The organism is Alteromonas sp. G4i35, assembly GCF_054960375.1.
Genome location: NZ_JBHNZD010000028.1, coordinates 1 through 23,982 on the forward strand (window position 1 = coordinate 1; position 23,982 = coordinate 23,982).

19 protein-coding genes are annotated in these 23,982 nt (G+C 44.4%); 7 read left to right on the forward strand and 12 right to left on the reverse strand.

Annotated elements, in window-relative coordinates; all coding sequences use genetic code 11:
- Positions 1–417 precede the first annotated feature (417 nt).
- Positions 418–1,566: an iron-containing alcohol dehydrogenase gene (locus ACFI6L_RS16975; protein WP_061439201.1), complete on the forward strand. Its 1,149-nt coding sequence runs from the start codon at positions 418–420 to the stop codon at positions 1,564–1,566.
- On the opposite strand, the gene ACFI6L_RS16980 is transcribed toward ACFI6L_RS16975, so the two are convergent.
- The 7 genes from ACFI6L_RS16980 to ACFI6L_RS17010 form a co-directional block, all read right to left on the reverse strand.
- On the reverse strand, positions 1,563–2,330 hold the full coding sequence (locus tag ACFI6L_RS16980) for a 3-keto-disaccharide hydrolase (protein ID WP_061486901.1): 768 nt from the start codon (positions 2,328–2,330) through the stop codon (positions 1,563–1,565). The two genes, ACFI6L_RS16975 and ACFI6L_RS16980, sit on opposite strands and share 4 nt — an antisense overlap.
- A 65-nt stretch (positions 2,331–2,395) precedes the next feature.
- On the reverse strand, positions 2,396–3,013 hold the full coding sequence (locus tag ACFI6L_RS16985; protein WP_014947966.1) for a gluconate 2-dehydrogenase subunit 3 family protein: 618 nt from the start codon (positions 3,011–3,013) through the stop codon (positions 2,396–2,398).
- Positions 3,013–4,698, reverse strand: coding sequence for a GMC oxidoreductase (locus tag ACFI6L_RS16990; RefSeq protein ID WP_014947965.1), 1,686 nt, complete (start codon positions 4,696–4,698; stop codon positions 3,013–3,015). The genes ACFI6L_RS16985 and ACFI6L_RS16990 overlap by 1 nt, the downstream gene beginning before the upstream one ends.
- A gap of 44 nt (positions 4,699–4,742) precedes the next feature.
- On the reverse strand, positions 4,743–5,672 hold the full coding sequence (locus ACFI6L_RS16995; RefSeq protein WP_015066065.1) for a hydroxypyruvate isomerase family protein: 930 nt from the start codon (positions 5,670–5,672) through the stop codon (positions 4,743–4,745).
- Entirely contained in the window at positions 5,665–6,882 is a 1,218-nt protein-coding gene (locus ACFI6L_RS17000) for a nucleoside permease (RefSeq protein ID WP_462574467.1), read from the reverse strand. Before ACFI6L_RS17000 ends, ACFI6L_RS16995 begins: the two co-directional genes overlap by 8 nt.
- A 26-nt stretch (positions 6,883–6,908) precedes the next feature.
- Positions 6,909–7,976, reverse strand: coding sequence for a sugar phosphate isomerase/epimerase family protein (locus tag ACFI6L_RS17005; protein ID WP_462574468.1), 1,068 nt, complete (start codon positions 7,974–7,976; stop codon positions 6,909–6,911).
- Between the two features lie 36 nt (positions 7,977–8,012).
- Positions 8,013–9,167 (reverse strand): Gfo/Idh/MocA family protein, encoded by a 1,155-nt coding sequence (locus tag ACFI6L_RS17010; protein WP_283627489.1) that lies wholly within the window; start codon positions 9,165–9,167, stop codon positions 8,013–8,015.
- A 376-nt stretch (positions 9,168–9,543) separates the two neighbouring features.
- Between ACFI6L_RS17010 and ACFI6L_RS17015 the strand changes: the two genes are divergently transcribed.
- The 3 genes from ACFI6L_RS17015 (at position 9,544) to ACFI6L_RS17025 (ending at position 11,929) form a co-directional block, all read left to right on the forward strand.
- Positions 9,544–10,548 (forward strand): LacI family DNA-binding transcriptional regulator, encoded by a 1,005-nt coding sequence (locus ACFI6L_RS17015; protein WP_012516940.1) that lies wholly within the window; start codon positions 9,544–9,546, stop codon positions 10,546–10,548.
- A gap of 54 nt (positions 10,549–10,602) precedes the next feature.
- Positions 10,603–11,541 carry a sugar phosphate isomerase/epimerase family protein gene (locus tag ACFI6L_RS17020; protein WP_283617792.1) on the forward strand — a complete coding sequence of 313 codons (939 nt, stop codon included), beginning with the start codon at positions 10,603–10,605 and terminating at the stop codon, positions 11,539–11,541.
- 64 nt (positions 11,542–11,605) lie between these two features.
- Positions 11,606–11,929: a DUF3392 family protein gene (locus ACFI6L_RS17025; protein ID WP_462574469.1), complete on the forward strand. Its 324-nt coding sequence runs from the start codon at positions 11,606–11,608 to the stop codon at positions 11,927–11,929.
- 18 nt (positions 11,930–11,947) lie between these two features.
- On the opposite strand, the gene ACFI6L_RS17030 is transcribed toward ACFI6L_RS17025, so the two are convergent.
- Positions 11,948–15,790 carry a hybrid sensor histidine kinase/response regulator transcription factor gene (locus ACFI6L_RS17030; RefSeq protein WP_462574470.1) on the reverse strand — a complete coding sequence of 1,281 codons (3,843 nt, stop codon included), beginning with the start codon at positions 15,788–15,790 and terminating at the stop codon, positions 11,948–11,950.
- 77 nt (positions 15,791–15,867) lie between these two features.
- Between ACFI6L_RS17030 and ACFI6L_RS17035 the strand changes: the two genes are divergently transcribed.
- The gene (locus tag ACFI6L_RS17035) at positions 15,868–16,023 is read left to right on the forward strand and encodes a hypothetical protein (protein ID WP_014947958.1); all 156 of its coding nucleotides are present in this window, start codon (positions 15,868–15,870) and stop codon (positions 16,021–16,023) included.
- A 3-nt stretch (positions 16,024–16,026) separates the two neighbouring features.
- Here the strand turns inward: ACFI6L_RS17035 and ACFI6L_RS17040 are convergent, their stop codons facing one another.
- On the reverse strand, positions 16,027–16,545 hold the full coding sequence (locus ACFI6L_RS17040; RefSeq protein ID WP_462574471.1) for an HAD family hydrolase: 519 nt from the start codon (positions 16,543–16,545) through the stop codon (positions 16,027–16,029).
- Between the two features lie 281 nt (positions 16,546–16,826).
- On the opposite strand from ACFI6L_RS17040, the gene ACFI6L_RS17045 reads away from it, so the two are divergent.
- Together ACFI6L_RS17045 and ACFI6L_RS17050 are read left to right on the forward strand one after the other, a co-directional pair.
- Positions 16,827–17,720: a DMT family transporter gene (locus ACFI6L_RS17045; RefSeq protein WP_462574472.1), complete on the forward strand. Its 894-nt coding sequence runs from the start codon at positions 16,827–16,829 to the stop codon at positions 17,718–17,720.
- A gap of 159 nt (positions 17,721–17,879) precedes the next feature.
- Positions 17,880–19,679, forward strand: a complete 1,800-nt coding sequence (locus ACFI6L_RS17050) for a GGDEF domain-containing protein (protein ID WP_462574473.1) — start codon at positions 17,880–17,882, stop codon at positions 19,677–19,679.
- A gap of 71 nt (positions 19,680–19,750) precedes the next feature.
- Here ACFI6L_RS17050 and ACFI6L_RS17055 read toward each other — a convergent pair whose 3' ends face one another.
- The 3 genes from ACFI6L_RS17055 to ACFI6L_RS17065 all read right to left on the reverse strand — a co-directional run bounded on the left by ACFI6L_RS17055 (position 19,751) and on the right by ACFI6L_RS17065 (position 23,717).
- Positions 19,751–21,274: a trehalase family glycosidase gene (locus ACFI6L_RS17055; protein ID WP_462574474.1), complete on the reverse strand. Its 1,524-nt coding sequence runs from the start codon at positions 21,272–21,274 to the stop codon at positions 19,751–19,753.
- Positions 21,275–21,276: 2 nt separating this feature from the next.
- The gene (locus ACFI6L_RS17060) at positions 21,277–22,515 is read right to left on the reverse strand and encodes an MFS transporter (RefSeq protein ID WP_278343672.1); all 1,239 of its coding nucleotides are present in this window, start codon (positions 22,513–22,515) and stop codon (positions 21,277–21,279) included.
- Between the two features lie 167 nt (positions 22,516–22,682).
- Positions 22,683–23,717, reverse strand: a complete 1,035-nt coding sequence (locus ACFI6L_RS17065) for a LacI family DNA-binding transcriptional regulator (protein ID WP_014947952.1) — start codon at positions 23,715–23,717, stop codon at positions 22,683–22,685.
- Between the last annotated feature and the right edge of the window lie 265 nt (positions 23,718–23,982).

The window sequence follows — 23,982 nt, forward strand, 5'->3', positions numbered from 1 at the left end:
CACTTGAAGCCATTGCTTCTTAGTGACTCACCCTGTTCGAGTGAGGTGCGCATTATACGCTGGAAGTTTTCGTTGTCAACACTTTTTGAAAATTTATTTTCTAAAGCGTTTCTTCTAAACTCCCGTCCTTACTGGCCTATAAAGGTAGTAGAGACTTACTTCAGGAGGCTTGCTGTTTTGCTTTTCCCCCGAAGCGGATGCGCATTTTAGGGAAATGAGCGCTCACGTCAACAAGTATTTTAAAAAAATCCTTATTTTTCGATCGTTTGCATAAACAATGCGCAATACGTTCATAAAAACCACTAATTCACCGCGCTTTTCACGATCTATAAGGTTAGTTAATTGGTAAGTCACGCTGTGTACTATAAATTAATAGAGCAGTATTTGAACGTGTACGTGGATTATTGAGGGGTTGGCATGAAGGTTTCTGAATTTAAAACCGCTGGAAAACTCATAACGGGTCTTGGCGCTATTAAAGCCCTCACGGATGAAATGGCGAGATTATCCATAAAGGAATGTGCCATCGTTACTGACAAGGGCGTTTCTTCATCTGGTCTTCTTGATCAACTACTCACACTATTACCCTCTTCACCCTTACTTATTATTGATGACATTCCACCAGAGCCTGAAGTGAATATCATAGAAGATAAGTTAGCGATACTTCGTGAGAAGCAAGTAGACGGAATTATTGCTCTTGGTGGAGGTAGCGCTATTGATAGTGCAAAAGTACTTGCAGCTACATACGATCATACTGGCTCCCTCAGTGAACTCTTCGGTGAAAATACGCTTTCAAAACGGCGTTTGCCTCTTATTGTTATCCCCACTACTGCCGGTACAGGTTCAGAAGTTACCAATATTGCTATCTTGTCAGATCCGATAGCACAGATGAAAAAAGGAATTGTTAGCCACTGCTTGCTACCCGATGTTGCGATCGTTGCACCTGAAATGACAAAAACCTGCCCCCCGTCCATTACAGCAGCGAGCGGTATAGACGCATTCGTTCACGCGCTTGAAGCTTATATAAGTGTAAATGCCAGCCCAATTACCGACGCATTAGCAGAGAAAGCACTGAAGCTTATCTTTAATTCATTACTTCACGCTTATAACAATGGTGAGAACTTAGCAGCACGTGAAGATATGGCCACCGGCAGTTTAATGGCCGGTCTTGCGTTTGGAAACGCGGGCGTGGGTGCAGTACATGCCTTAGCTTATCCACTAGGCGGGCGCTTTCATTTATCACATGGCATGAGTAACGCGGTAATGCTACCTCATGTGTTGAAAGTAAATGCGCCGTTCTGCCAAGACAAACTTTATTGTGTGGCTAAGCTTTTAAAGGTATGTGAGCGCCACCACTCAAAAGAGGAAGCAATTAAACTATTATTAGTTGCTATAGAAAAACTGTGTCGCGACGTAGACATTCCCGCTTCACTCACCCACTTTAATATTCCACCTTCTTGTGTAGGTGAATTAGCAGAAGAGGCGAGTAAAGTAACTCGCCTTCTTCGCAATAATCCCAAGCAATTGAGTATTGAAGAGATTGAAGATATCTATCGGCTTGCTTTTTAAAGTGGTCTTACCCACATATTTTTAAAGCTTACTAAATTGCCGTGATCTTGCAATTGAAGCGGCGCGCATCCGTGAGCTTTGTACTTAGGTGCACCGATCCATTCTGTTGTCCCTTGAATTTCAGTATGGTTCTGAACCACTACGCCGTTATGTATTACCGTAACATAACCTTTCGTTGCTAGCGCTTCACCGTTAAAGGTAGGCGCTTTATATATGATGTCGTAAGTTTGCCATTCGCCAGGCGCCTTCATAGCGTTAACTAAAGGAATAGTTTGCTTATATACGCTTGCCGCTTGTCCATTTGGATAGGTCTTATTCTGATATGAGTCTAAGACTTGAATTTCATATCGCTGCTGCAGGAAGATACCACTATTATTGCGCTGTTGTCCTTCCATACCTGCTTCTGGCTGTGGCGCTTTCCACTCTACGTGCAACTGAACATCACAGAACTCTGCTTTCGTTTTGATATCGCCTGTTCCCGGCTTCACTGTTAGAACACCGTTTTCCAGCGTCCACTTAGCATCACCTTTCTTTATTGAAGTCCAGTTAGATAAGTCATCACGAATTAAAGAGATGGCATCAGAGGGCACGCCTGCCTTATCAAAAGAAACCACTTCAGGAACAGGTTCCCAAACTTCCGTTTTAGCGGCCTGTTGTTCTCGGGTTAAACGCGATTCGCTTTTTTCAGTATCTGCATCTGTCGTTGCGCATGCAGAAAGTGGCATAAGCAAAGCCACAGTTGAAGCGACGAGTGTTTTATTCATAGTGTCAGTACCTTGTTTTATCCGTTGTATAACTGTGTTGTGTTTGGCTGCTCGATAGCGCAGGTTTAGGTTGCCCACGCTTTGTCGCCCTTTTTATAAGGGAATGCACCGTCGTAACGTCCAGGAATAGCCACATATCGAAGTACTTTAGTCGCGCCAACTTGAGACGTGAAAAAGCAATAAAGTGTTAGCTGTTTTAGTAGCGTAAAGTAGTGAGGGGTAGGCTCATCGGTGCCTGGCTCCCACTGACTTGGCTTTCCTGTTTCAACACCTTGATAAACACCGTTAGCAAGATTCGCTGCTTTTGCTTCTACATCCAGGTCGTTAAATAAAGCCTCTCGTTCTTGCTTGGTAAGCTGAACAAATTGCTTGTTGAAACGACTTTGACTTAACGAAGATATTTTCTTAATGCCATCGAGAAAGGTCTTTTGAAGTAAAGGTGTGTAGCAATCGGTTACCAACACAGCCATTGTCGCGCCAACGTTGGCTGCTTTTGCTCCAGGCGTGTCAGTTTGAGGAATGATCACCTCACCCATTTCATTCAGCAAGGCCACATCTTTTTCATTAAATAATGTGTCGCTAAGCGGTACAGCGGGCACATCTGTGTAGGCAAGTACATTACCTGCGAACAATGCTGTGCCTGTAGCAGTTGCGATGAGTTTAAGTAGTTCTCTGCGTTCCATTATAGATTTCCTCGCTTTAACTCTTCTACGGCAAAGTCTGCGGCTCTTGCCGTTAGTGCCATATAGGTCAGTGAAGGGTTAACACAACTGCCTGATGTCATTGCTGCGCCATCGGTTACGAATACGTTCGGTGCATCCCACACTTGGTTGTGTGCGTTAAGTACTGAGCTTTTGGGGTCTCTTCCCATACGCGCCGTACCCATTTCATGAATGCCCATACCAGGTGCGTAGTCTGCATCCCAGCCTTGAACATTTTTAAGGCCAGCCGCTTCAAACATCTCAATAGCGTCTTGCTGCATGTCCTTACGCATCTTAAGCTCGTTTTCTTTAATCTCTACATCCATTGCGAGTACTGGTAAGCCCCATTTGTCGGTGACTTTTTTATTCAAGTACACTTTGTTCTCGTGATACGGAAGAATTTCGCCAAACGCTGTCATGCCTATTGTCCAAGGACCTGGCTCGGTTATCGCATCTTTAAGCCCAGCACCTATACCAAGTTCAGCTATGTCTTTGCGCCAACCTGAACGGCTTGCGCCGCCTTGATAACCAAATCCACGCAAGTAATCTCGCTTATCACTTCCCCAGTTTCTAAACCTTGGCACATAGAAGCCACTCGGTCTGCGACCGTAGGTATATTTGTCGTCAAAGCCTTCTACGTCTGCCGAAGCACCTACTCTAAAGTGGTGATCCATAACGTTGTGACCCAACTCGCCGCTGCTGCTTCCTAAGCCACCGTCCCATACGTCTGTGGCAGAATTCATCAGTACCCACGCCGAGTTAAGTGCTGACGCATTTACAAAGATGATCTTGCTTTTAAATACATAGGTCTCGTTGGTTTCAGCATCGATAATTTCAACGCCAGTCGCACGTTTCTTGTCTTTGTCGAACAAGATCTCTTTTACTATCGAAAAAGGTCGAAGGGTTAAGTTACCTGTTTTAACCGCAGCTGGAAGCGTAGATGCTTGTGTACTGAAGTAGCCACCGAAAGGACAACCCAACCAGCACTTATTGCGGTATTGGCAATGAACACGCCCTTCTTCGGGCTTGCTTTGTGTCATGTTTGAAGTGCGGCCATGCACCATGTGCCGCGCGCCTTCATAGGCCTTTTTCACCCGCGCCGCGACACTTTCCTCTACAATATTCATTGGCATTGGTGGCTGGTATACACCATCAGGCAATACATCTAAGCCATCGCGATTACCACTGATACCCGCGAATTTTTCTACGTAGTCATACCATGGCGCCAAATCGTCGTAGCGAATAGGCCAGTCGACAGCAATGCCTTCTTTAGCATTGGCTTCGAAATCTTCTTTGTTCAAACGGTAGCTTTGGCGTCCCCACAACAGTGAGCGTCCACCTACGTGGTAACCTCTGTACCAGTCGAAGCGCTTGTCTTCGGTATAAGGGTTTTCTTTTTCATTTGCCCACATACCGTACGTTTTTTCATTTAGCGGGTAGTCGCGCTTAAGCACGGGATAATCCACTTTCATTGCTTGAGTAGGCAAGTCTCGGTGAGGAAAATCCCAATCTTCTTTGTGCGCATTTTTATAATCTTTAATGTGCTCGATATTTTGGCCACGTTCTAACATGAGCACTTTTAGGCCCTTCTCAGTTAGCTCCTTAGCAGCCCAACCGCCACTGATACCAGATCCAATAACTATTGCATCATATTCGTTACTCGCCATAACACGTCCTTAAAACTTAATTCGTCGCTGTGCCTGTTCGCACGTTACACATCACAGATATGGATCGCTTGTTGTAGCGACGCTATTCTGTTGGCTTTGGTTTTCGGTGTGGGTATAAACTCTTGTGCTAAGTAGCCTTTAAATCCGGTCTCGACAATGGCTTTAGCAATTGCTTCGTAATTGAGTTCTTGTGAAGCATCTATTTCGTGACGCCCAGGTACGCCGGCCGTATGGTAATGGCCAAAGTACTGATAGTTATCTCGAATAGTTCGGATGATATCTCCCTCATTAATTTGCATGTGGTAGATATCGTAAAGCAGTGAGAAGTGCTTAGAACCTAGGCGTTTGCAAAGTTCTATCGCCCATGCAGAATTGTCGGCCATGTAATCAGGGTGGTCGACTTTGCTGTTAAACAGCTCCATGAAAATCACTACGTTGCGTTTTTCAGCATGAGGTAAAATGCGTTTTAACCCTTTAACCGCATTTTCCAGTCCATCTTCTCGTGACATGCCTCGGGCGTTGCCGCTAAAGCAGATAAGGTTTGTATAACCTGCATCAGCGACCAAATCGATGTGCTTTATATAACGCGCTTCTAGTTCGTCGTGGAGCTCACTGTGAATGAAGCCGTCTTCAAGACTTATCTCGGCGCCGTTACACATAGAAGAGTCGATGCCGTACTGCTTTAGCACAGGCCAATCTTCAGGGCCTACCAAGTCAATGGCTCCAAATCCTAATTGCTTAACGGTTTGGCACAACTCTTCAATGCTTAAATCGCCGTAGGTCCATCGGCTTACCGAATGGTTTACATTTCCTTTAAGCGGCGTATTCATGGTGTTGCTACCTTTCGTGCCGTTTGTACTCGCTATAGCAGGCATCGCAGTGGCTAAACCAGCTGCTGCTAACCCTGTTCCGGCAATGCCTGCCCCTGTCATAGCCATACTTTGAAGTAATTTTCTGCGGGTAATGTTATGCATCTGCGTTCACCTTTTCCTTTCTGAACAGAATGGCGAATAGCACTAACACAACCGCGGCAAACCCTGCTGGGAATAACCAGACCTGCTGCCAACTATGCGCACCGGTTTCCATCGTGTAGGTATCGGTAATTGCGCCTGCCACTGCAAAGCCCACCAGCATACCTACGCCATATGTCGCTAAGGTAATTAGCCCCTGCGCTGCACTTTTTACGTTTTCTCCCGCCTTTGCATTGGTATAAATTTGCCCTGATACAAAGAAGAAGTCGTAACAAATACCGTGCAGTGCAATACCAACAATAAGCATGAACAAGCCTTCGTCAGCGTTTCCGAATGCGAACAGTGCATAACGTACAACCCACGCTGCCATGCCTATCACTAACGTGGCTTTAATGCCGAAACGGTTCAAAAATACCGGCAGGGCCAACATGAACAACACTTCGGAAACTTGACCTAGTGTCATTTTGCCCGTTGCATTTTCAACGCCTATTTCAGTAAGGAAAGGGTTTGCATTCTGGTAGTAAAACGCCAGCGGAATACAAATAAGTACAGATGAAAGAAAGAATACAAAGAAGTGTTTGTCTTTTAACAGTGCCAACGCGTCCAAGCCAAGAATGTCGCGAATAGTTACCGCTTTACCGCTAGATTGAGGTGGCGTGTTTGGCAGTGTAAAACTGAATACGCCCAACATTAGCGAGGCAACGCTGCACAATAAGAACGTGTTTTTGAGCATACCATCGGCAATAGACTGTGCAGAATCCCATGAGAAGACATAGCTAATCATAAGGCCTGCCACAATCCAGCCGATAGTGCCCCACACACGAACTTTTCCGAACTCTTTTGACGGGTCGACCATTTGTCCGAATGACACTGAGTTAACCAATGCAAGCGTAGGCATGTATGCAATCATGTATGCCAACACATAAGGGTAAAAGCTGGCAAAATCATTCGCTTGGTACATACAGTACATAAGCACGGCGCCAACAATGTGTAGTAATCCGAGGATCTTTTCTGCATTAAAGAACCGGTCAGCAATAAGGCCCACAATAAAGGGGGCAATGATGGCGCCCCAACTTTGGGTTGAGAAGGCCATGCCAATTTGCCCACCATTGGCAGACAGGGTATTCGATAGATACGTGCCTAATGTTACAAACCAGCCTCCCCAAATGAAGAACTGAAGGAACATCATCAAACTAAGGCGTAGGGTTATCATAGTTATTGTTATCCTATTGATGGCGCTTAGCGCTCAAGGCCTAAAATACGATTATTCTTCGCTTCGCTAACGTCTCCACCAGCAAAGTCGTCAAACGCATATTTGCTTGGCTCGATAATGTGTGAAGCGATAAACGGTGCGCCTTCTGCCGCGCCTTGCGCACTGTCTTTTAAGCAGCATTCCCACTCTAGTACTGCCCAACCTGTGAAGCCATACTGGGTGAGCTTGCTGAAAATACCTTTGAAGTCGACCTGGCCGTCGCCAAGGGAACGGAAACGTCCCGCGCGGTCTTGCCAGTCTTGATAGCCGCCATATACACCGTTTCTACCGTTCGGATTGAATTCGGCGTCTTTAACGTGAAACATTTTGATCCGGCTGTGGTAGCGGTCAATGAAGTCAAGGTAGTCAAGCTGCTGTAAAACAAAGTGACTTGGATCGAAAAGAATATTTGCTCGCGGGTGGTTATCTACCGCTTTTAAAAACTGTTCGAACGAAGCGCCATCGTGCAGGTCTTCCCCAGGGTGAATTTCGTAGCATACGTCAACACCCGCATCGTCGAATGCATCGAGGATGGGTTTCCAACGCTTGGCTAATTCAGCAAAGCCTTGCTCAACCAAGCCAGTAGGACGCTGAGGCCACGGGTAAACCAAGTGCCACATTAGTGCACCAGAAAAGGTAGCGTGAGCTTTCAATCCCAAGCGCTTACTGGCAATAGCCGCACATTTGAGCTGATTAATTGCCCATTCGGTTCGCTCTTGTGGCTTGCCGTGTAAGTGTGCCGGCGCAAAGTTATCGAATAACTCGTCGTAAGCGGGGTGAACCGCCACTAGTTGACCTTGTAAGTGCGTCGAAAGCTCAGTGATTTCTACGCCTGCGTCTTTACAAATTTTAGCAATGTTGTCGCAGTACTCTTGGCTCTCCGCTGCTTTTTCTAAATCGAACAGACTAGGATCAGTAGGTACCTGTATTCCCTTGTAACCAAGCGACGCAGCCCACTTCGCCATATTTTCGAGCGTATCGAACGGCGCTTCTTTTCCCATGAACTGAGCAAGGAAGATAGCCGGCCCTTTTATAGGTTGTTGATTAGTAGCCATAAACGCTCACCTTTTTCATTGTATGTTTTAATTGCATTACTGCGTTCCTTCCTGACTGACCGACTCCCATTTGGTGTCGCTGTCAGTACTGGCAAGCATGGCATCTATAAATACCATTCCGCGTATGCCTGAATTTATTCCTGGAACGCCATCAGCTTTGCCTTTTTGATTCGCGCGTACCGCTTTAGCAAAATCGGTATACAAGTTTGCCATTGCTTCTAAGTAGCCCTCTGGGTGGCCAGCTGGAACACGGCAACGTGCAGATGCAGCATCACATAACCCAACTTGACCTTGGCCGGCTCTATACACTTGATAAGGGGCATCAACAGGGCGATAGATAACGGAGTTTGGTTCCATTTGACGCCACTCCAAGCCGCCTTTGTCACCGTAGACGCGGATCTTCAATGCGTTTTCTTCACCTGCACAAACCTGTGAAGCAATCAACACGCCTGACGCGCCCTTCTTAGTTTTAATAAGCGCGGCGCCGTCGTCATCTAAACGACGTCCTTCAACATGGGTGTTTAACTCGCCACATAACGAGGTAACACTATCGTTTAATACAAACTCAACAAGTCCAAAGGCATGAGTGCCGATGTCGCCCATTGCGCCCGTTGCGCCAGAAATTGCTGGGTCGGTACGCCACTGCGCTTGCTTATTGTGCGTTTCTTCTTCGCCAGACAACCAGCCCTGTGGATACTCAACATACACTTTTCGAATTTTGCCCAGCTTACCGCTTTCAACGAGATGACGTGCTTGCCAAACCATAGGATAACCAAGGTAGGTATGAGCCAAGCCGTATAGCGATTCACTGGCGTGAATAACATCTTGAAGCTCTTTTACTTCTGCAAAGCTAACGCCTGCTGGTTTTTCACAGAAGACATGAAAGCCCGCCTTTATTGCGGCAAGTGAAATAGGTACGTGAAGATGATTAGGCGTTACGATAACCACAACCTGCATGCGCTGCTGCTCAGGTAATTTGGCTTCTTCTTCTAACATTGACTGCCAGCTATCGTATGTACGCGATGTTGATACGTTCAATGCAGAAGCAGTACGCGTATTATTTTCTTCGTTGCGGCTAAATGCGCCACACACCAACTGGTAGTTCCCATCTAACCCTGCGGCATGACGATGCACGGCACCGATAAACGCGCCTTCCCCGCCTCCGATCATTCCCATTCGAATTGGTTGCATTGAAATTCCTCTGTGTGCAAACGCACTATTGGTGTTACTAATGCCACAAAATGTAACCCGTTACATTTTAATGGTCAATACAAAAAACAGCATTTTATTAATCTAAAGTTTACAAATGGCGAGGTAATACCGGGGCTTTACTATCTTTAACCACCTATTCCTGCACCAAATTTGAACATTACACTAGCTCAGATTTACATAAATCCTACAAATAACCTTTGACGTTTTAATGAAAGTGCGTATTCTTTTGCCTAAAATGAAAACGGTTACATATTAATTTCACGTAAATTTTGAATTCGCTACCATCGTATAGACCACACCTCTACTGGGTTAGGTTTACAATGCGCGAGTGAATTAACAAACAACAATAACGTAAATGGCAAATATTAGAGATGTAGCAGATAGTGCCGGCGTGTCCGTCGCTACCGTATCAAGAACATTGCAACAACCTGAGCGTGTTTCTCCTAAAACGCGCAATAAGGTGATGGCCGCTGTTCAGGCAGTTGGATATAAACCTAACTTAATGGCAGTTAAGTTTCGTTCGGGAAAAACGCACAATTTAGTGGTACTGGTGCCTACGGTAGCAAACGTATTTTTTGCCCGTGTTATTAGCGGTATGCAGGAAGCGGCAGCCGAACTGGGCTATTCCATTTTACTTGCCAATACGCTTGGTAATAGTGAAATAGAAAGCCATTACGCCAAGATGGTAAGTACTTCTCAGGCTGATGGGCTTATACAGTTACGTGCGCACAACCCATTTGATGCCACGATGATCAACGACAATGGCCTACTTCCCATGGTGAATGCCTGTGAGGTGATTGACGATGGCCAATATCCTGTTGTGTCGTTAGACAACCGTGCTGCAGCCAAAGCAATGACCGAGCACTTAATTTCATTAGGCCATACCCGTATAGCCATGATCAAAGGACCTAATTCAAGTCCGCTTACCCAAGAACGCTTGGTTGGATATAAAGACGCATTAGCGCAAGCCAATATTGCCTTTGATGAGAGCTTGTTGTTCCCGGGGGATTTTACATTACAGGCCGGATACAACGCAGGGGAAACCATTAGTCACCTTGAAAGTAGACCCACCGCCGTATTTTGTGAGAACGACGAAACGGCTATTGGTGCCATGCAAGCCTTCAAGCAAGCCAACCTACATGTTCCTAATGACATATCGGTGGCAGGTTTCGATGACATTGCGTTTTCAGCATTTGTCGACCCACCGCTAACCACTATTGCCCAACCTGCAGAAGAATTTGGTAGAACGGCGGTTACGCTACTGGTGGACCTTCTTAACGGAAAAATTCGCAAGGCCCCCAAAGTTATTATGCCGTTTGAACTTATTGTGCGTGAGAGCACGGGCAAAGCTTTGGGTTAATTGATGATAGCAATGCGTCATCACCAATGTACCACTACAGAAAAGGAGCAAGCAGTGAATTTAAGTAAAACAAACTTAAGTAAGACAGCAATTTTAGACGCGGCCAGTAATATTGGCTCTGGCGTTTCAAGACGACAGTTCATTAAATATTCATCTGGTTTACTGGCGGCTATGAGCGCTCCTGCTGTTTTGGCGCACGGGCATGGTAGTGATAAAGGAGCTATGATGAAGGGCATGCACAAAAGTGCTGTTGGTCTGCAGCTTTACACGCTTAGAGATATTATGAAAGTAAGTGTGCCGGCTACGCTTAAACTGGTCGCTGATGTTGGTTATTCGGAAATGGAATTTGCAGGCTACTTTGACCATAGCGCAAAGGAAATTAAGCAACTGCTTGATGACAATGGCCTAACTGCGCCTTCGGCTCATATTCAGTTAGACGCGTTCGATACTAACCTGTCACAAATTTTAGATGACGCACAAACCGTTGGTCACAAGTACTTGGTAGTTCCTTGGCTTAGCGAAGCCCAACGTGGTACGGGAATTGCGCCATACCAAGCCCTTGCCGATAAGCTAAATACCATTGGCGAAGCGTGTAAGAAGGAAGGTATTACTCTTGCCTACCACAACCACGATTTTGAATTTGAAGTACGCGACGGTAAGACACCATTAGACGTGCTTATAACTCAGACCGACCCAGACCTTGTTGCCATGGAACTGGATTTATACTGGACGGTAAAAGCAGGTAAAAACCCCGTTGATTACTTTAAGCAGTACCCAGGCCGCTTTAAACTTTGGCATGTAAAAGATTTGGCTGAAGACGGCAGTTTTGCTGATGTGGGCACAGGCACGATTAACTTTAAAGAGATATTCGCGCACGGCAAGTTAGCCGGTATTGAACATAAATTTGTAGAGCGCGATCAAACTACCGACCGCATTGCCACTATTGAGCAAGGCTTTAAAGCAGTAAGCGCACTTAATAAAGGCGTTAGCTAACGCTTTTGACCTTACCGTGGTTATAATGGGCACACAATAAAAACGTCATAATAGTAGTAATTTTATGAGTGAACTTTTCAGTGCCCTTTCTCGCGCCTTAAGCCCCTATTACACCGAAATGAGCATTATGCTTATGGCCACTATTCTAGTGGTGTACGGCGACCTGATTAACGGCCATGTAAAACGCATACTGGCACCTTACCATTTCACTATTCGCGTTAGTTTGTTTGTAGTGCTGTGTGCCTTTGGCTATGGCGCACTGACCTTGTACGGCGCACCGTTCTTAAAAAACACCCTAGCCTACTTGCCCTGGCAGTACCAAGGTGCAGGCTATGTGGCATCGTTTCTATTGATTGGTTTTTTGGCGGAACGGCGTAGGTATATTTAGTTCTTTTAGATACTACCTTTACGCTACTGTTTTATTGTATTGCTCCACAAACTTTTTGGGTGGTAAGCTCATAACCTTTTTAAAGGACGTCGAAAAATAAGCTGCGGTGCCGAAGCCAACGTCTAGGCAGGTATCTAGAATGCTATTTCCCTCTAACAGTAACGGAATAGATTTTTCGATTCTGAAGCGTGAAAGAAACTCGCTGAAGTTGTATTCAAACAACTCTGACATTCTTCGATTCAAACTTCTAGGACTTATCAATAACTGCGATGCAGCTTGGTCTCTATTGAATGATTCATTGTGGTAGTTCTTTTCCAATACTGCGATAAAGTTCAAAAAGAACGCCATATCCTTTTCGTTATCAAACTCGGGGATTTTCAGGCATCCAAATTTAAATGCAGGCTCTTCGCTTTCCTCTTCCTCGCGTTCTTTTGCCTCTCTGACCGACAATAAATGCTCCACCCTAAGAGTAATTTCCTCTTTTGATGCAGGTTTTGCCAAAAAGTAGTCCACTTTTTCTTCTAGCGCTGATTTTTCTAATTCAGTTCCGGTTTCCGCAGTTAACATCAATATAGGAATACTGGCATAGCTGACGTTACCGCGAATTTCTCTTATTAAACTCAGCCCGTCCATTTCGTGCATCATTTGATCTGTGATAACTAGATCGACAAGGTAATGCTGCATAACGTCTAACGCCTGCACACCATTTCGCGCAACTAAACAGCGATATTTGCTAGAAAACAAATCAAATAGATAAGAGCGGAACTCTCTGCTGTCATCAACTATTAATAGTGATTTCTTGTTCGATTTGGCATTTGCGGGTGACAATTTTTCAGCATGCGAATTTACATACTCAATATCATCAATGGGTAACGTTACGGTAACTTTAGTTCCAATGCCTTTTTGACTCTCTAACGCAATTTCGCCCTGGTTCAGTTCAACTAAGGTTTTCACCATTGCTAAGCCAACACCATGACCTTCATGCTCACTGCTCCCTTTAGTGAATCGCTCGAATACTTTTTTGTGAAAGTGCTCATCAATTCCTTCTCCGTCATCACTAACGATAACTTTAAGTACTTTACTATCTTGTATAGCGGCTACTTTTATTGTGCCAAGTTCTGGTGTGAACTTAATTGCATTTTGAATTAGATTTGCCAGGATTTTCTCTAAGCTGTCGTTAATGAGCGATATTTCTTTTTTCCCTTTAATACGTAACTCTAAATTCTGCCGCTTCTGCTTGGCTAATGGCTCTAGCGATAGGACGATGAATTTTATGTTGTCCGGCGAGTAGGACCTGTAGTAGTCGGCAGCAGCCAAGGCTTTAGGGACATCTTGACTCATTTGATTAATCAACTGTTCGACCCTTTTCATATTGTCCTGAACACATATCAGTTCTTTGCTCGCTGCATGAGCTGTTTTGGATATGCCTTCTAACGATCCATTGATGAGCTGAATTGGGGTGCGAAGTTCGTGAGTGATTTCGTTAATGAAGCGTTCTTTGCTGCGAAGCATCTTTTCAAATTTAGAGTGCCCGTCGGTTATTTCGTAGCGGGTAAGATGGTTGTAGAGTTTAGTAGTTTTGAATTTGTTATATAGCCTGCCTAAAACCCCTATTCTCCACAAACTCAAAACCCCAGCCAATATAAATAAATATATAGTAAAGCCGATATAAGAAGCCCAAATAGGTGGATCTATATCAAAACTAATTGTCAGTTCATTTGTAGTACTTTTATCTGCTGGAACACGGACTCTAAGAGTATGCACACCAACGTTCATATCACTTAATGTTAAATTCATTACAGGTTTATTGTGAGAAACCCAAGCGTCATCATCCAATTTAAATTCAATACTGCTGCTTTCATTGTAGAAATCACTGACGATAAAGTTGAATGTTACTTCCTTAAAGCTACTTTTAAACTTGAAGTCAAAGTCCTCAGGAAAATATGTGATATGTCGTCCTTCTCCATCTCCCCATTGAACATAACTAAGAATAGTAGACATCTCCCCAATTGAATTTGCATTGAGACTCTCAATTAGCTTTTCTTCATCCAACAGGTAACTATATTTATCCCCCTTAACTAGCACTTTTTCACCAAGCGCTTCAAAGCTCTTATACTCAAAGTCTGTATCGAAGAGTCCATAACGAATACCCACTTTAGAAGCTGAGTTGCTTATATTGGGCTTAACAAACAGGCCCATGTTAGACGCTACCCAGAGGTTTTTCCCTTCGGTAACCATGGCACCTCTAATGAACCTTAGTTTCTCTAGGCCCAATATCGTGGAAGAGCTAACTTTTCCATTTTTCTTGTTGATTTCTTTTAGTCCAGCACCTGATGTACATACCAAATAGTTTTCTTGGAACTCTATTAAACATTGAAGCCCGAACCAGCCACCTTCTTTAGAGGTAACAGTACGCCAGTTGAATTTGGACAATTGAAAATGAACGTCATCAAATTCATCAATCGCAACGATTTCTCCACCACTCAACAAAGAGCTGAAGACCACTTTTTTAGGGGCTTTAATTGTGTCACGTATGGTGTTGTTAGCGATATAGTAGTAATTGGCATCGAGTCCATCATCAAAGTAGAAATAAAAGGCATTTTTACCGGCTTCTATATAATGGGAAAACTCGCTATTGCAGAGAACAGAAGGGTCTATTTCATTGAGACGTATAAAAGCTCTTTCCTGCCAAGAGGTACAAAACTCTGCCTTGTCTTTATCCAAATGAGTATTGACTAACTCCCCACTCTTCTCGTTTAACTGAAAGAGACCTTTTTCAGTTCGAACTATAGTTCCGTTTTCATTTATTGATGTCTTTTGAATATTTTCCCTTACAACGCTCCCATTAAATGACACTAGGTTTGTCACTAGCTTTGTTTTAGGTAATGAAACTAAGCCTAATTGTGAGGAGGCGATGAGGATGGAATTGTAGGGGTCTATAGCTATTTTGGTTACTGACCTTATCGCTTCAGACGTCAATATAGGATTCATGAAAGGGGGAGCCGATAGTTTTTCATCTTCTAGCAGTAAAAGGCGACCGTCGGAAACCCAGATCACCCCATCTTCACCTTTAACCACATCTTGGATGTAGGTGCCACTAATTCCCTCGGTTGGAACGAAGCGCTCGTTACTTCCTAATATGTACACCCCTTGTGGACCGCCGATATATAATTCATCATCAATTACTTTAATAAACGTTGCATTTGATAGTAATGGTAGCTTGCTACTCAATTTAAATTCTTGCAGATTATCTAATGCCCCTTCAATTGAAAGATAGCCCTTATTAGATGCTACATACGCATTGTGATTGTTTGCAAAAAGCGAGTAAGTGCCGTTTAACTTGAAAGATTCTAATTTGGAATTTAGGCTTGTCGTTTGCCCTGTAGTTCTATCTACTGCAATGACATCGTCAATGACTGAGAAATATAAATGACTAGATGTCATTGCCATAGTCCAAATAGAACTCGACCATTCACGATCACTAAATACTTGCTGCGAGTTTTTATTTTCTAGATTAACTTTAAAAACACCAACTCCATATTCAACAACCCATAGGTCCGTTCCATTCAGTTGAATATCAGAGATAACCCCTGTGGCGTGATTAGAAGTGTTGAAGTCTAATTTCTCAGACTCGTGTCCAACAACTTCAAACACCCCGTTTTCTGCCGCTACATAAACTACTTTGTTTGAAACCTCTAAGTCTCGAATAACACCTGATGGAATTCCATCAAATGATGTCCTCCCCTCTAAGTTAATACCGATAGCATGGCTCAATTTTGGAATAACTAAGAAAAAAATAAGAAATATTGGGACACAAGTATGGATTTTCTGTCGATAAGGACAAACTGTCTCAGTAAACATGTCTTACATCCCTGTTTAATTATTACTTTATGTGTGCTCATTCGAGCTTGAGAATCAAAAAACAAAAAGGAAAAGACATGAATATCGAACAAAAAACAAACATGCAAGAGCTTGCCGAGGCAGAGTATACTAAAGTATATGCTGGAACTAATGCACCAACGTTGGAAATAGACTTTTACGTTATATTACCAATTGGGCCTATCAAGCCAAAGAAACCAGATGTAAATAGTTAATACCTAAACCAAAAACCACTTCATCCCAGCATTCTCGGCGGCTTGCTGGTCATAAATAAAGTCGCCTACATACAGGCAGTCTTCAGGTTGAAGCTGCCATGTGTTCGCCACCATCAATAATGCGGTTGGGTCGGGCTTGGCTGGGGCATCTTCGCGGGTTAGCACGTAGTCGATGGGAATGCTGTTATTTGCTACCTTAATTGCGGTGGCTTGTCGGCAGTTGCGGGTAACTATTGCCATGGGAAGCTTGTGTGCCTGCACCTTTTCCACCATGGCTTTGCCAATGGGTAACCACTTAGCATTTTGCGCATCGTCAAGTTCGTGCTGCAATATAGCTCGGTGTGCACTCGCTTTGGCTTCGGCGCAGCTAAGGGCATCTACAAAGGTAAGAATATCTTCGTTTTGTGGGCAGCCTACGTCGGCGCGCATTTGCGTGAAGTTAAGGCTAGATTCTACCAAGGTGCCGTCTAAATCGAATATTACACCTTTAATACCGGTTAAATTCATCTGCTCAACGCTCACGCTTTTCTCGTCCTTTTACTTCACTGTTATTCTTAAACTTCGGTTAACGCCCACTTAATTGAGAACAGCGCTTAACTTACTCACGGATCTTACCACTAACATAATGCCACGAATGCCTTTAGCCTTCTGTTACGTTTGCTTAAGGCTTCAATATATTTAGTTAAAAACTACTGATGTGATTTAAGTTTACCCCGCCCACACCTTGCATTAGCATAGCCGCTCTTTTTGGCAAGCTACTTATTTGCCCCAGCGTTTTTGGGCAAAGTTTTAACAGGTAATTTATGGGTGTTTTTGCTGCGCTAGGTACAGCGCTTTGTTGGGCAATTGCTGCGCGTTTATTCCGTGGAACGGGTAACGCATTTTCGCCGCTTACCATGAACTTTTGGAAGGGGCTTATTTCTATTGCCATTTTGGCAGTGGTTTTAGTAGTGGTTCAGCCAACGGGGCTTAGTACTCATGCTGTTTTGTGGTTATTGCTTAGCGGGCTTATTGGTATAGGCATTGGCGACACCTGCTTTTTTAAAGCCTTACAAAGCATTGGCGATAGTCAAGCGGTGCTGGTCGCCGAAACTCTTGCGCCTTTATTCACTGCCCTTTTTGCTATGGCGTTTATTGGCGAATGGATTACCTGGCAGCAGTGGGTTGGCGTTGCAGTGGTACTGTTTTCGGTAGATATGGTTATAAAGGTACGTAAACGCAGCACTACTCATGTATTTGCTACCAGTGGCTATTTGTATGGTGTGGGCGCGGCGTTATGTCAGGCAGTTGGTGCCGTAGTTAGCCGCGACATTTTAAGTGCCGGTGAAATTGACGCTGCCAGCGCTGCGTTCTTACGCTTAGTGGGCGGTATGGTATTTGTGGTGCCGCTTATAGCCATAACCAAAACGCGCTACATGCCCGTTATTAACTATGAAAGCGACAGTGGAAAACGTGTATGGCCTGCTTTTGTGTTAGCCACGTTACTTGGCACTACTGTTGCTATTTACCTACAAATGTTTGCGTTTGCTTATGCGAAAGCGGCCGTGGTTCAAACCCTTATTGCTACAAGCGCATTAATGTCGCTAGGGGTTGCTTGGGTACTTGGTGAACGGGCGACTAAAGCAACTATTGTATGGTCTGCCGTTGCCTTGGTTGGAGTAGCTATATTGGTTAGTTTTGGTTCGCCTACCCATTAGCAATATAGCGTAAATACCTAACACATGCTTATATAGCCCAACGTTTTAGAGAATAGTAGACGCATTAAGATACAAAAAATACGTAACTTTTAGGTGCCCCGTGTAGTAGTTCTGGGCTCAAATCGATATTATGAAGAAAAAACAAAAACGTTATTTCTCATGTTTCAAAGGTTATCTTTAACAGTATTCTCTTTTTTGAGCGTTGCGCTAGCTTCTTTTGCCGCGTTGGCAAACGACAATATCGATGCCGTTATCGAAAAGGTACGCACGCCTTCGTATGATTGCCCTAATCAGTCTCTACTTCCAGAACTTGAAAACACACTTGCGCTTGAGTCACTTACATCACAACAACGTTTTGCCTTAACCGTAGCCAAAGGGCAGTTTCTAATTTGCCGTGGCAAGTACGAAGAAGCTGAAACTATGCTGCTTAAAGCCATTATGCAAAGCAATATTGATGAAAGCTCTTATGCGTTTGCATCGGCTATTTATCAAATTGGCTTTTCTTATGACGCCAGAGAAAACCCTGCACGCTGTAAGTACTACCAACAAGCCCAAGAACTATCATCGCCCGAGCGCCACAGCGATATCTTTACCAGCTCTTCTTTAGGGCTAATTAACTACTGCTCAGAAACCACTTCACCTGAAATAAGATTAGGTAAGATGTTTGGTGTGCTTAAGCGTTATTCAAACGACGGCAGCCCCGGTGAGTTAGCGCATATTCACAACGCAATTGGTTTACTATATGGCGATTTAGAGCAACATGCCTTAGCAGCAGAGCAATATCTAAAAGCACATGAAATGGGCTTGCTTGTATATGAAGGCAGTAATAAGGTAAGTATTCTTATCAGCGCCATTGTGTCATTGCTAAGCAGCGGTCAAACTGAGCGCGCCTACCAAAGCATTCTAGAACTAGGTGTACTCAATAGCGAAATAGACACACCGCTAACCAACTTCTTGTATCAGTATGCACTGTCTATTTACTATAGAAAAACAGAAAACTACAACCGACTTACCTACACCCTTCCCGATTTAGAAAAAGCGTCTTCGAACATCTCGAGTTCGTTAGGCGAACTTCTTGTTAACTGGCACAAAGCTGAGATTTGCTTACATGACAACGATCTCACCTGTATTAAGCAGTATATATCAGGTATTGAAGCGTTAAATGATGACGCGATACCGCCGGTCTTTCGTTCAAATTTGGATTACCTTAGCTTCAACGTATCCATGTATATCGCACTGCAGGACTTAGCTAAGGCGAAAGAAGCGCACGAGATTTATTCTAAAGAAGTGACTAAGCGCCGTGAAGTTACTCAAGACTCGGCCTTAATTATTGGTGCAGCTAACTTGTATACCCGCATTTATGATTTGGAATCTGCGATTGAACAAGCGGAACAGCAACGAAAGAACACGCTGTATACCGCTATTATTATTTTCCTTCTGGTAAGTGGTATTACTGGCTACGTACTTCGTAGAAAACACCTTGCGCGCAAAGCCATCGATCCCGTTACTCTGCTGCTTAATGCGAATTCGGCGATAGCCCGCATTAACAAGCTTGATGCGCCGAAAAAAGGCCGAGCCATTGCCATTGCTATCTTCGACATTAGCAACCTGCGTGAAATAACGCGGAAAATGGGGTCAACAAAAGGTGATTTAGTATTACGACAAATTGCACAAACTCTTCAAAATGTTACCCGCGGTAACGATATTTTAGGGCGATTTGGTACCGAGCAATTTATTTTGTGTCTGCACAATATTGAAGAACGAAGTGCGCGACAGTTTTTCGACCGCGTACAGAACGCGTTAGACAATACCTTTGAAAACGATGCGACTTCCGACCATATTGTGGTTGAGTCGCAGATGAGCGTATTTATCGCTAACGAGAAAATTACGGGACTAAACGACATACTCGATGATATTGCCATGTCGATTGATATGGGTAACCGCCCAGGCAACAATTAATATCTACACAACCAAAAAACGCGCGGCCCGTTGTTACGGTACCGCGCTTTTTTGTTTTAACCGAAGCTTGTTTACTGGTTCAGATATGTCTGAAAACGGGTATACACGCCATTGGTCCACCCGAAACCTAGCTGTACGTCATATTCACCGCCACCTGCTTTTATTTCCGGTTCGCACACATTGTACTTTTCAAGTAGCACACCGCTTGATGCAAAGTGACGCTCAATGGTTTTACAAAAGCGTAGCATGATGGTTTGAGCCTGCATTTCAAACCCATAGTTGCGCAGCCCTTCAACGGCAAACAGTTGAAGCGGTGCCCAGCCATTTGGCGCATCCCATTGTTGCGACGTCGCGTTTGAAGTGGTTACCACGCCACCTTCTTTTAGCAAGGTGTTCATTACCGCAGCCCGCACTCCCTCTGCCTGTTGTTCATTTGCGATACCAACGAACAACGGCACACACATAGCCGCTGACACTACATCGGTTTGAGTTTGTGTAGGGAAGTGATAGTCAAAATAGCCCGCCTTTTCAGCATTAAACAAATAGGTGTTTATTGCGTTAATTCGCGCTGTAGATGCCGCACTGTAGCGCACTTGCTCGGCACCTTTAGTTACGCTTGCCAGAGTCTGTTCAAGCGTAACTAAAAGCGCATTTAAATCTACGGGAATAATTTCAGTTGTACGAATACTTGCTAGTGAATTGGGATTAGCTAGCCAGCGCGAACTAAAGTCCCAACCCGATTCGCAAGCCGCGCGAACATGCTGGTAAAACTGACTTTTGTCAGCGCCTATGTGCTCTGCTGTTTCTATGTCTTCTCGATAAGACTCAGGGCGAGGCGTAGGCTCGGTGTCGAAGTAACGATTAAGTGTAGCGCCACACGGCATGGTAACCGTGCGCAGTTGTGCTACGCCCTTCTGTGACGCGTTCTCGGCCGCTTCATTCATCCAAAACTGGTATTCTTTCTTTAAGCCCCAGATAACGTATTCTTTTTGCTGGTCGCTTAGTGCGTCTTTAAGCAAATTATAAAACAACGCCAAAATAGGAGGCTGACTGCGAGAGTAATAATAGGCGCGGTTGCCATTAGGAATGCAGCCTACTTCATTTAAAATATCTACAAAGTTCACCAACATGTTAATTGCCATGTCGGTGCGCCCCGCGTCAATTAGACCTAACGCGGTAAAATATGTATCCCAGTAATAGATTTCGCGAAAGCGTCCACCCGGCACTATGTATGGGCGGGTTAGCGCTATTAAGCTGTCTTTCTGCTCAGTGTCGGGGGTACGCGTTAGCACCTGCCACATATGCTCAATATAATCGGCTACATTTTCAAACTTGGTTTGCGATGTTGCGCTAATCATTTCTGGAATATCGAAATGGGTATTAACAAACGTAGCTAAGTCTACTGCTTCGCCGCTTTTCTCAGCATCTAAACACGCTTGTTCATAAGCCGCTAAAACGGTATTGAGATCGGTTTTAACAATAGCGTCAGCGAAGGTTTTGCTGTCTGGGAATAGCTGTGCCATTTGCACATGTTTAAACAGGTCGCTGGCAAAAAACGACAAGCTGTCGCGCCAGTTGTGTGAAGAAGAACTCATAGTTACTGCGCACCTTTAGGCGATAGAGAAGAAGACGCTCGTTTAAAGAAGAATAGGGTTACCACTAATGCACCGATTGGAATAAGCGATAGATAAAATGCTTGTTGGCCCCCTACTGCGTCGAAAATAAATCCAGTCACGATAGAACCTGTGGTTCCCCCAAGAGCCGAAAATACAACAATTAGCCCTGTCATAGGTGCATGTTGATGTTGAGGTAGCGCGCTTAGCATTACCGAGTTTAATACAGGGTAAATAGGCGCCATCATCAATCCAATTAATGGAATAAGGAACGCAGCTATTGGTGCATCAGCCCAGCTGGCTATTGTGCTGTCAGCCACGTTTTCGGCAAGCGGTAAGCTTAGTAGCATTACCGTAGCCATACCCGCCAAACAGATATTTAAGAAGGGATACCAGTTCATTCGCGTAAGTACTGCGCCCGCAGTTAAGCGCCCAACGGCCAGCGCTATCGCAAAGATACTGGTTATTTGAATGCTGACTTGAGTAGGTAAGCCCAGCACCTCTTTGTTAAAAGTTGGCAGCCACGAACCTATGCCCTGCTCTATTAACACGTATAAGAAAATAGAGAAGATAAACACCAGCACTAACGGCTTATAGGCCAATTTCAGCATGCTGAAGAACTCGCTTGCAAGGCCTTCTGATTGCGCTTTTTCCACAGGCTTTATAGGAGCCAATGCCACAACGATTAACGTAAAACCAACCAGCGCAGCTAGTAAGTAGTAAACGTTCAGCCAAGATAAAGAAGCATCGTTATTGGGGTCGATAAACCCAGCGAACACCCAGTAGCCAGACAACACGCCCAACATAAAAATACCTTCAATGGTGTTCATTAACGATGAGTGCGCTTTAGTGGTAGACGACAGCTGCCCAATAATGGCGTACACCGACACTTTCACTAGCGCAAATGCAGTACCTATGCAGGCAAACAACACTTTAATGAACCAGAAACTTGCGATAGAAGGCGTCAGCGCACAGGCAACGGCCACTAATGCTAACCCAAGTAACATTGAAAGCTTGTAGCCAACTCTTGGAATGAAGCTGGCCACTAGGAACGAGACAATAGCAATAGAAAGATCTTTAAAGCCTTCTAGTGTGCTTGCTTCTGGCTTACTAATGTCGAAGCTATTGATCGATTGCAGAATAACAGTACCCACACTGTTAAGTAGTATGGCAAATACGTAGTAGCTAATGGCAATGGCTGCAATGACCATGAATCGGGACATGTGTAAACACTCTGTTAACTGAATTATGCAGGAGTGTAGTCGTAAGAAAATAAAAATGCAAACGTTTGCAAAGTGCTATCATTTTTTTGTTAGAGTTTAATATCGACACCCTGTTACCGTTAAATAATAGCGTTTATGCGTTAAAAAGCTGATAAAAAAGCGAAATATTAGTCGCTGTGCTGCGTAGAGCGACGGGCAATTAAGGTTGTTTCCACTACCTGGCTTTCTGTAGGTTTGTTTTCAAACTGGTTTAATAGCTGCGTAACCATCTCTATTGCGGCTTGCTGAGTATTCTGACGTACCGTTGTTAACGACGGGTGCATAAGTTCAGCTAAAGAAATATCGTCGTAACCCACAATGCCTACATCGCTTGGAATACCTACATAGCGCTCTTTTAACGCTTTTAACGCGCCTAATGCCACCATATCACTTACACAAACGATCCCGTCGAAATCTAACCCATTCGCCTTTATACGCTCGTTGATGTACTGGTACGCTGCTTTCGACGTAATATCGATGGCGCAGGTGCACTGCGTGTCTATTGGCACATTCGCATCGCGGTGGGCTTGCGAATATCCCTTGTGACGTTCCTGCATTTCCGCGTGTTCAGAGTCTCCAAGAAACAAGATGCGTTTGGCGCCGTGGCTCAGCAAATGCTGGGTTGCCGTATAGCCACCCAAATAGTTGTCGCCGCCGATAATGGGATATGGCGCGTCTGTTTTTGCATCGCCCCACACGACAATGGGAATGCCCGACTGTGCTGCACGGTCGATTTTGGCCGTGGATTTGCCTTGCCCAATGACAATAATGCCGTCGGCGCGCTGGCTGCGAATAAAGTAGTTCGCCCAATCGTCAGATGCCATAAATGAATTAGACAGCAGTAGCTCGTAGCCTTTGGCATTTAGCGCCTGATTTAGCTCTCCCACCAGCTTAAGCAGGAATGGGTCTGTAGTGCTTTGTTCGGTGTTGTCGATTAGATTTAAAATCACCGCTATCACGTGAGTTTTCTGCGTTCTTAAGCGGCTAGCGGCCGCGTTAATACTAAAATTGTGCTCTTTAGCTAGTGCCTGAATTCTGCTTCGGGTTTCCTGCTTAATAAGCGGGTTGTCTTTCAGTGCCCGTGATGCTGTCGATGTTGATACACCAGCAATATCAGCCAGCTTCGCTAAGGTGAGTTTTGTTTCAGAAACCAATGTGACCATTCTCTAATAATTTTCGGTATACCGGGTTACCCGTGATAGCACTACAAAATATAAGCGTAAAACCGCTACCTAAACCGGATAAATCGTCGACTCTACAGCCGAATTCACAATATAGCGCGAATCGTCTTGGCGTAAAACCATGTTAACAACAATAAACAAAAAATTTGCAAACGATTGCATTTTATTCTTGCAATCGTTTGCAAACAGATCTATTTTGTTTCGCAATCGTGATGCGTATAACAATTTTTAAACCTGTTTAACGCAT

Coding starts and splice junctions, on each gene's coding strand:
- ACFI6L_RS17030 (WP_462574470.1), bottom strand. CDS start 15,790: ATGTTTACTGAGACAGTTTGTCCTTATCGACAGAAAATCCATACTTGT.
- ACFI6L_RS17060 (WP_278343672.1), bottom strand. CDS start 22,515: ATGTCCCGATTCATGGTCATTGCAGCCATTGCCATTAGCTACTACGTA.
- ACFI6L_RS17045 (WP_462574472.1), top strand. CDS start 16,827: ATGGGTGTTTTTGCTGCGCTAGGTACAGCGCTTTGTTGGGCAATTGCT.
- ACFI6L_RS16980 (WP_061486901.1), bottom strand. CDS start 2,330: ATGAATAAAACACTCGTCGCTTCAACTGTGGCTTTGCTTATGCCACTT.
- ACFI6L_RS17055 (WP_462574474.1), bottom strand. CDS start 21,274: ATGAGTTCTTCTTCACACAACTGGCGCGACAGCTTGTCGTTTTTTGCC.
- ACFI6L_RS17050 (WP_462574473.1), top strand. CDS start 17,880: ATGTTTCAAAGGTTATCTTTAACAGTATTCTCTTTTTTGAGCGTTGCG.
- ACFI6L_RS17010 (WP_283627489.1), bottom strand. CDS start 9,167: ATGCAACCAATTCGAATGGGAATGATCGGAGGCGGGGAAGGCGCGTTT.
- ACFI6L_RS16985 (WP_014947966.1), bottom strand. CDS start 3,013: ATGGAACGCAGAGAACTACTTAAACTCATCGCAACTGCTACAGGCACA.
- ACFI6L_RS17000 (WP_462574467.1), bottom strand. CDS start 6,882: ATGATAACCCTACGCCTTAGTTTGATGATGTTCCTTCAGTTCTTCATT.
- ACFI6L_RS17035 (WP_014947958.1), top strand. CDS start 15,868: ATGAATATCGAACAAAAAACAAACATGCAAGAGCTTGCCGAGGCAGAG.
- ACFI6L_RS17065 (WP_014947952.1), bottom strand. CDS start 23,717: ATGGTCACATTGGTTTCTGAAACAAAACTCACCTTAGCGAAGCTGGCT.
- ACFI6L_RS17005 (WP_462574468.1), bottom strand. CDS start 7,976: ATGGCTACTAATCAACAACCTATAAAAGGGCCGGCTATCTTCCTTGCT.
- ACFI6L_RS17015 (WP_012516940.1), top strand. CDS start 9,544: ATGGCAAATATTAGAGATGTAGCAGATAGTGCCGGCGTGTCCGTCGCT.
- ACFI6L_RS17025 (WP_462574469.1), top strand. CDS start 11,606: ATGAGTGAACTTTTCAGTGCCCTTTCTCGCGCCTTAAGCCCCTATTAC.
- ACFI6L_RS16990 (WP_014947965.1), bottom strand. CDS start 4,698: ATGGCGAGTAACGAATATGATGCAATAGTTATTGGATCTGGTATCAGT.
- ACFI6L_RS16975 (WP_061439201.1), top strand. CDS start 418: ATGAAGGTTTCTGAATTTAAAACCGCTGGAAAACTCATAACGGGTCTT.
- ACFI6L_RS16995 (WP_015066065.1), bottom strand. CDS start 5,672: ATGCATAACATTACCCGCAGAAAATTACTTCAAAGTATGGCTATGACA.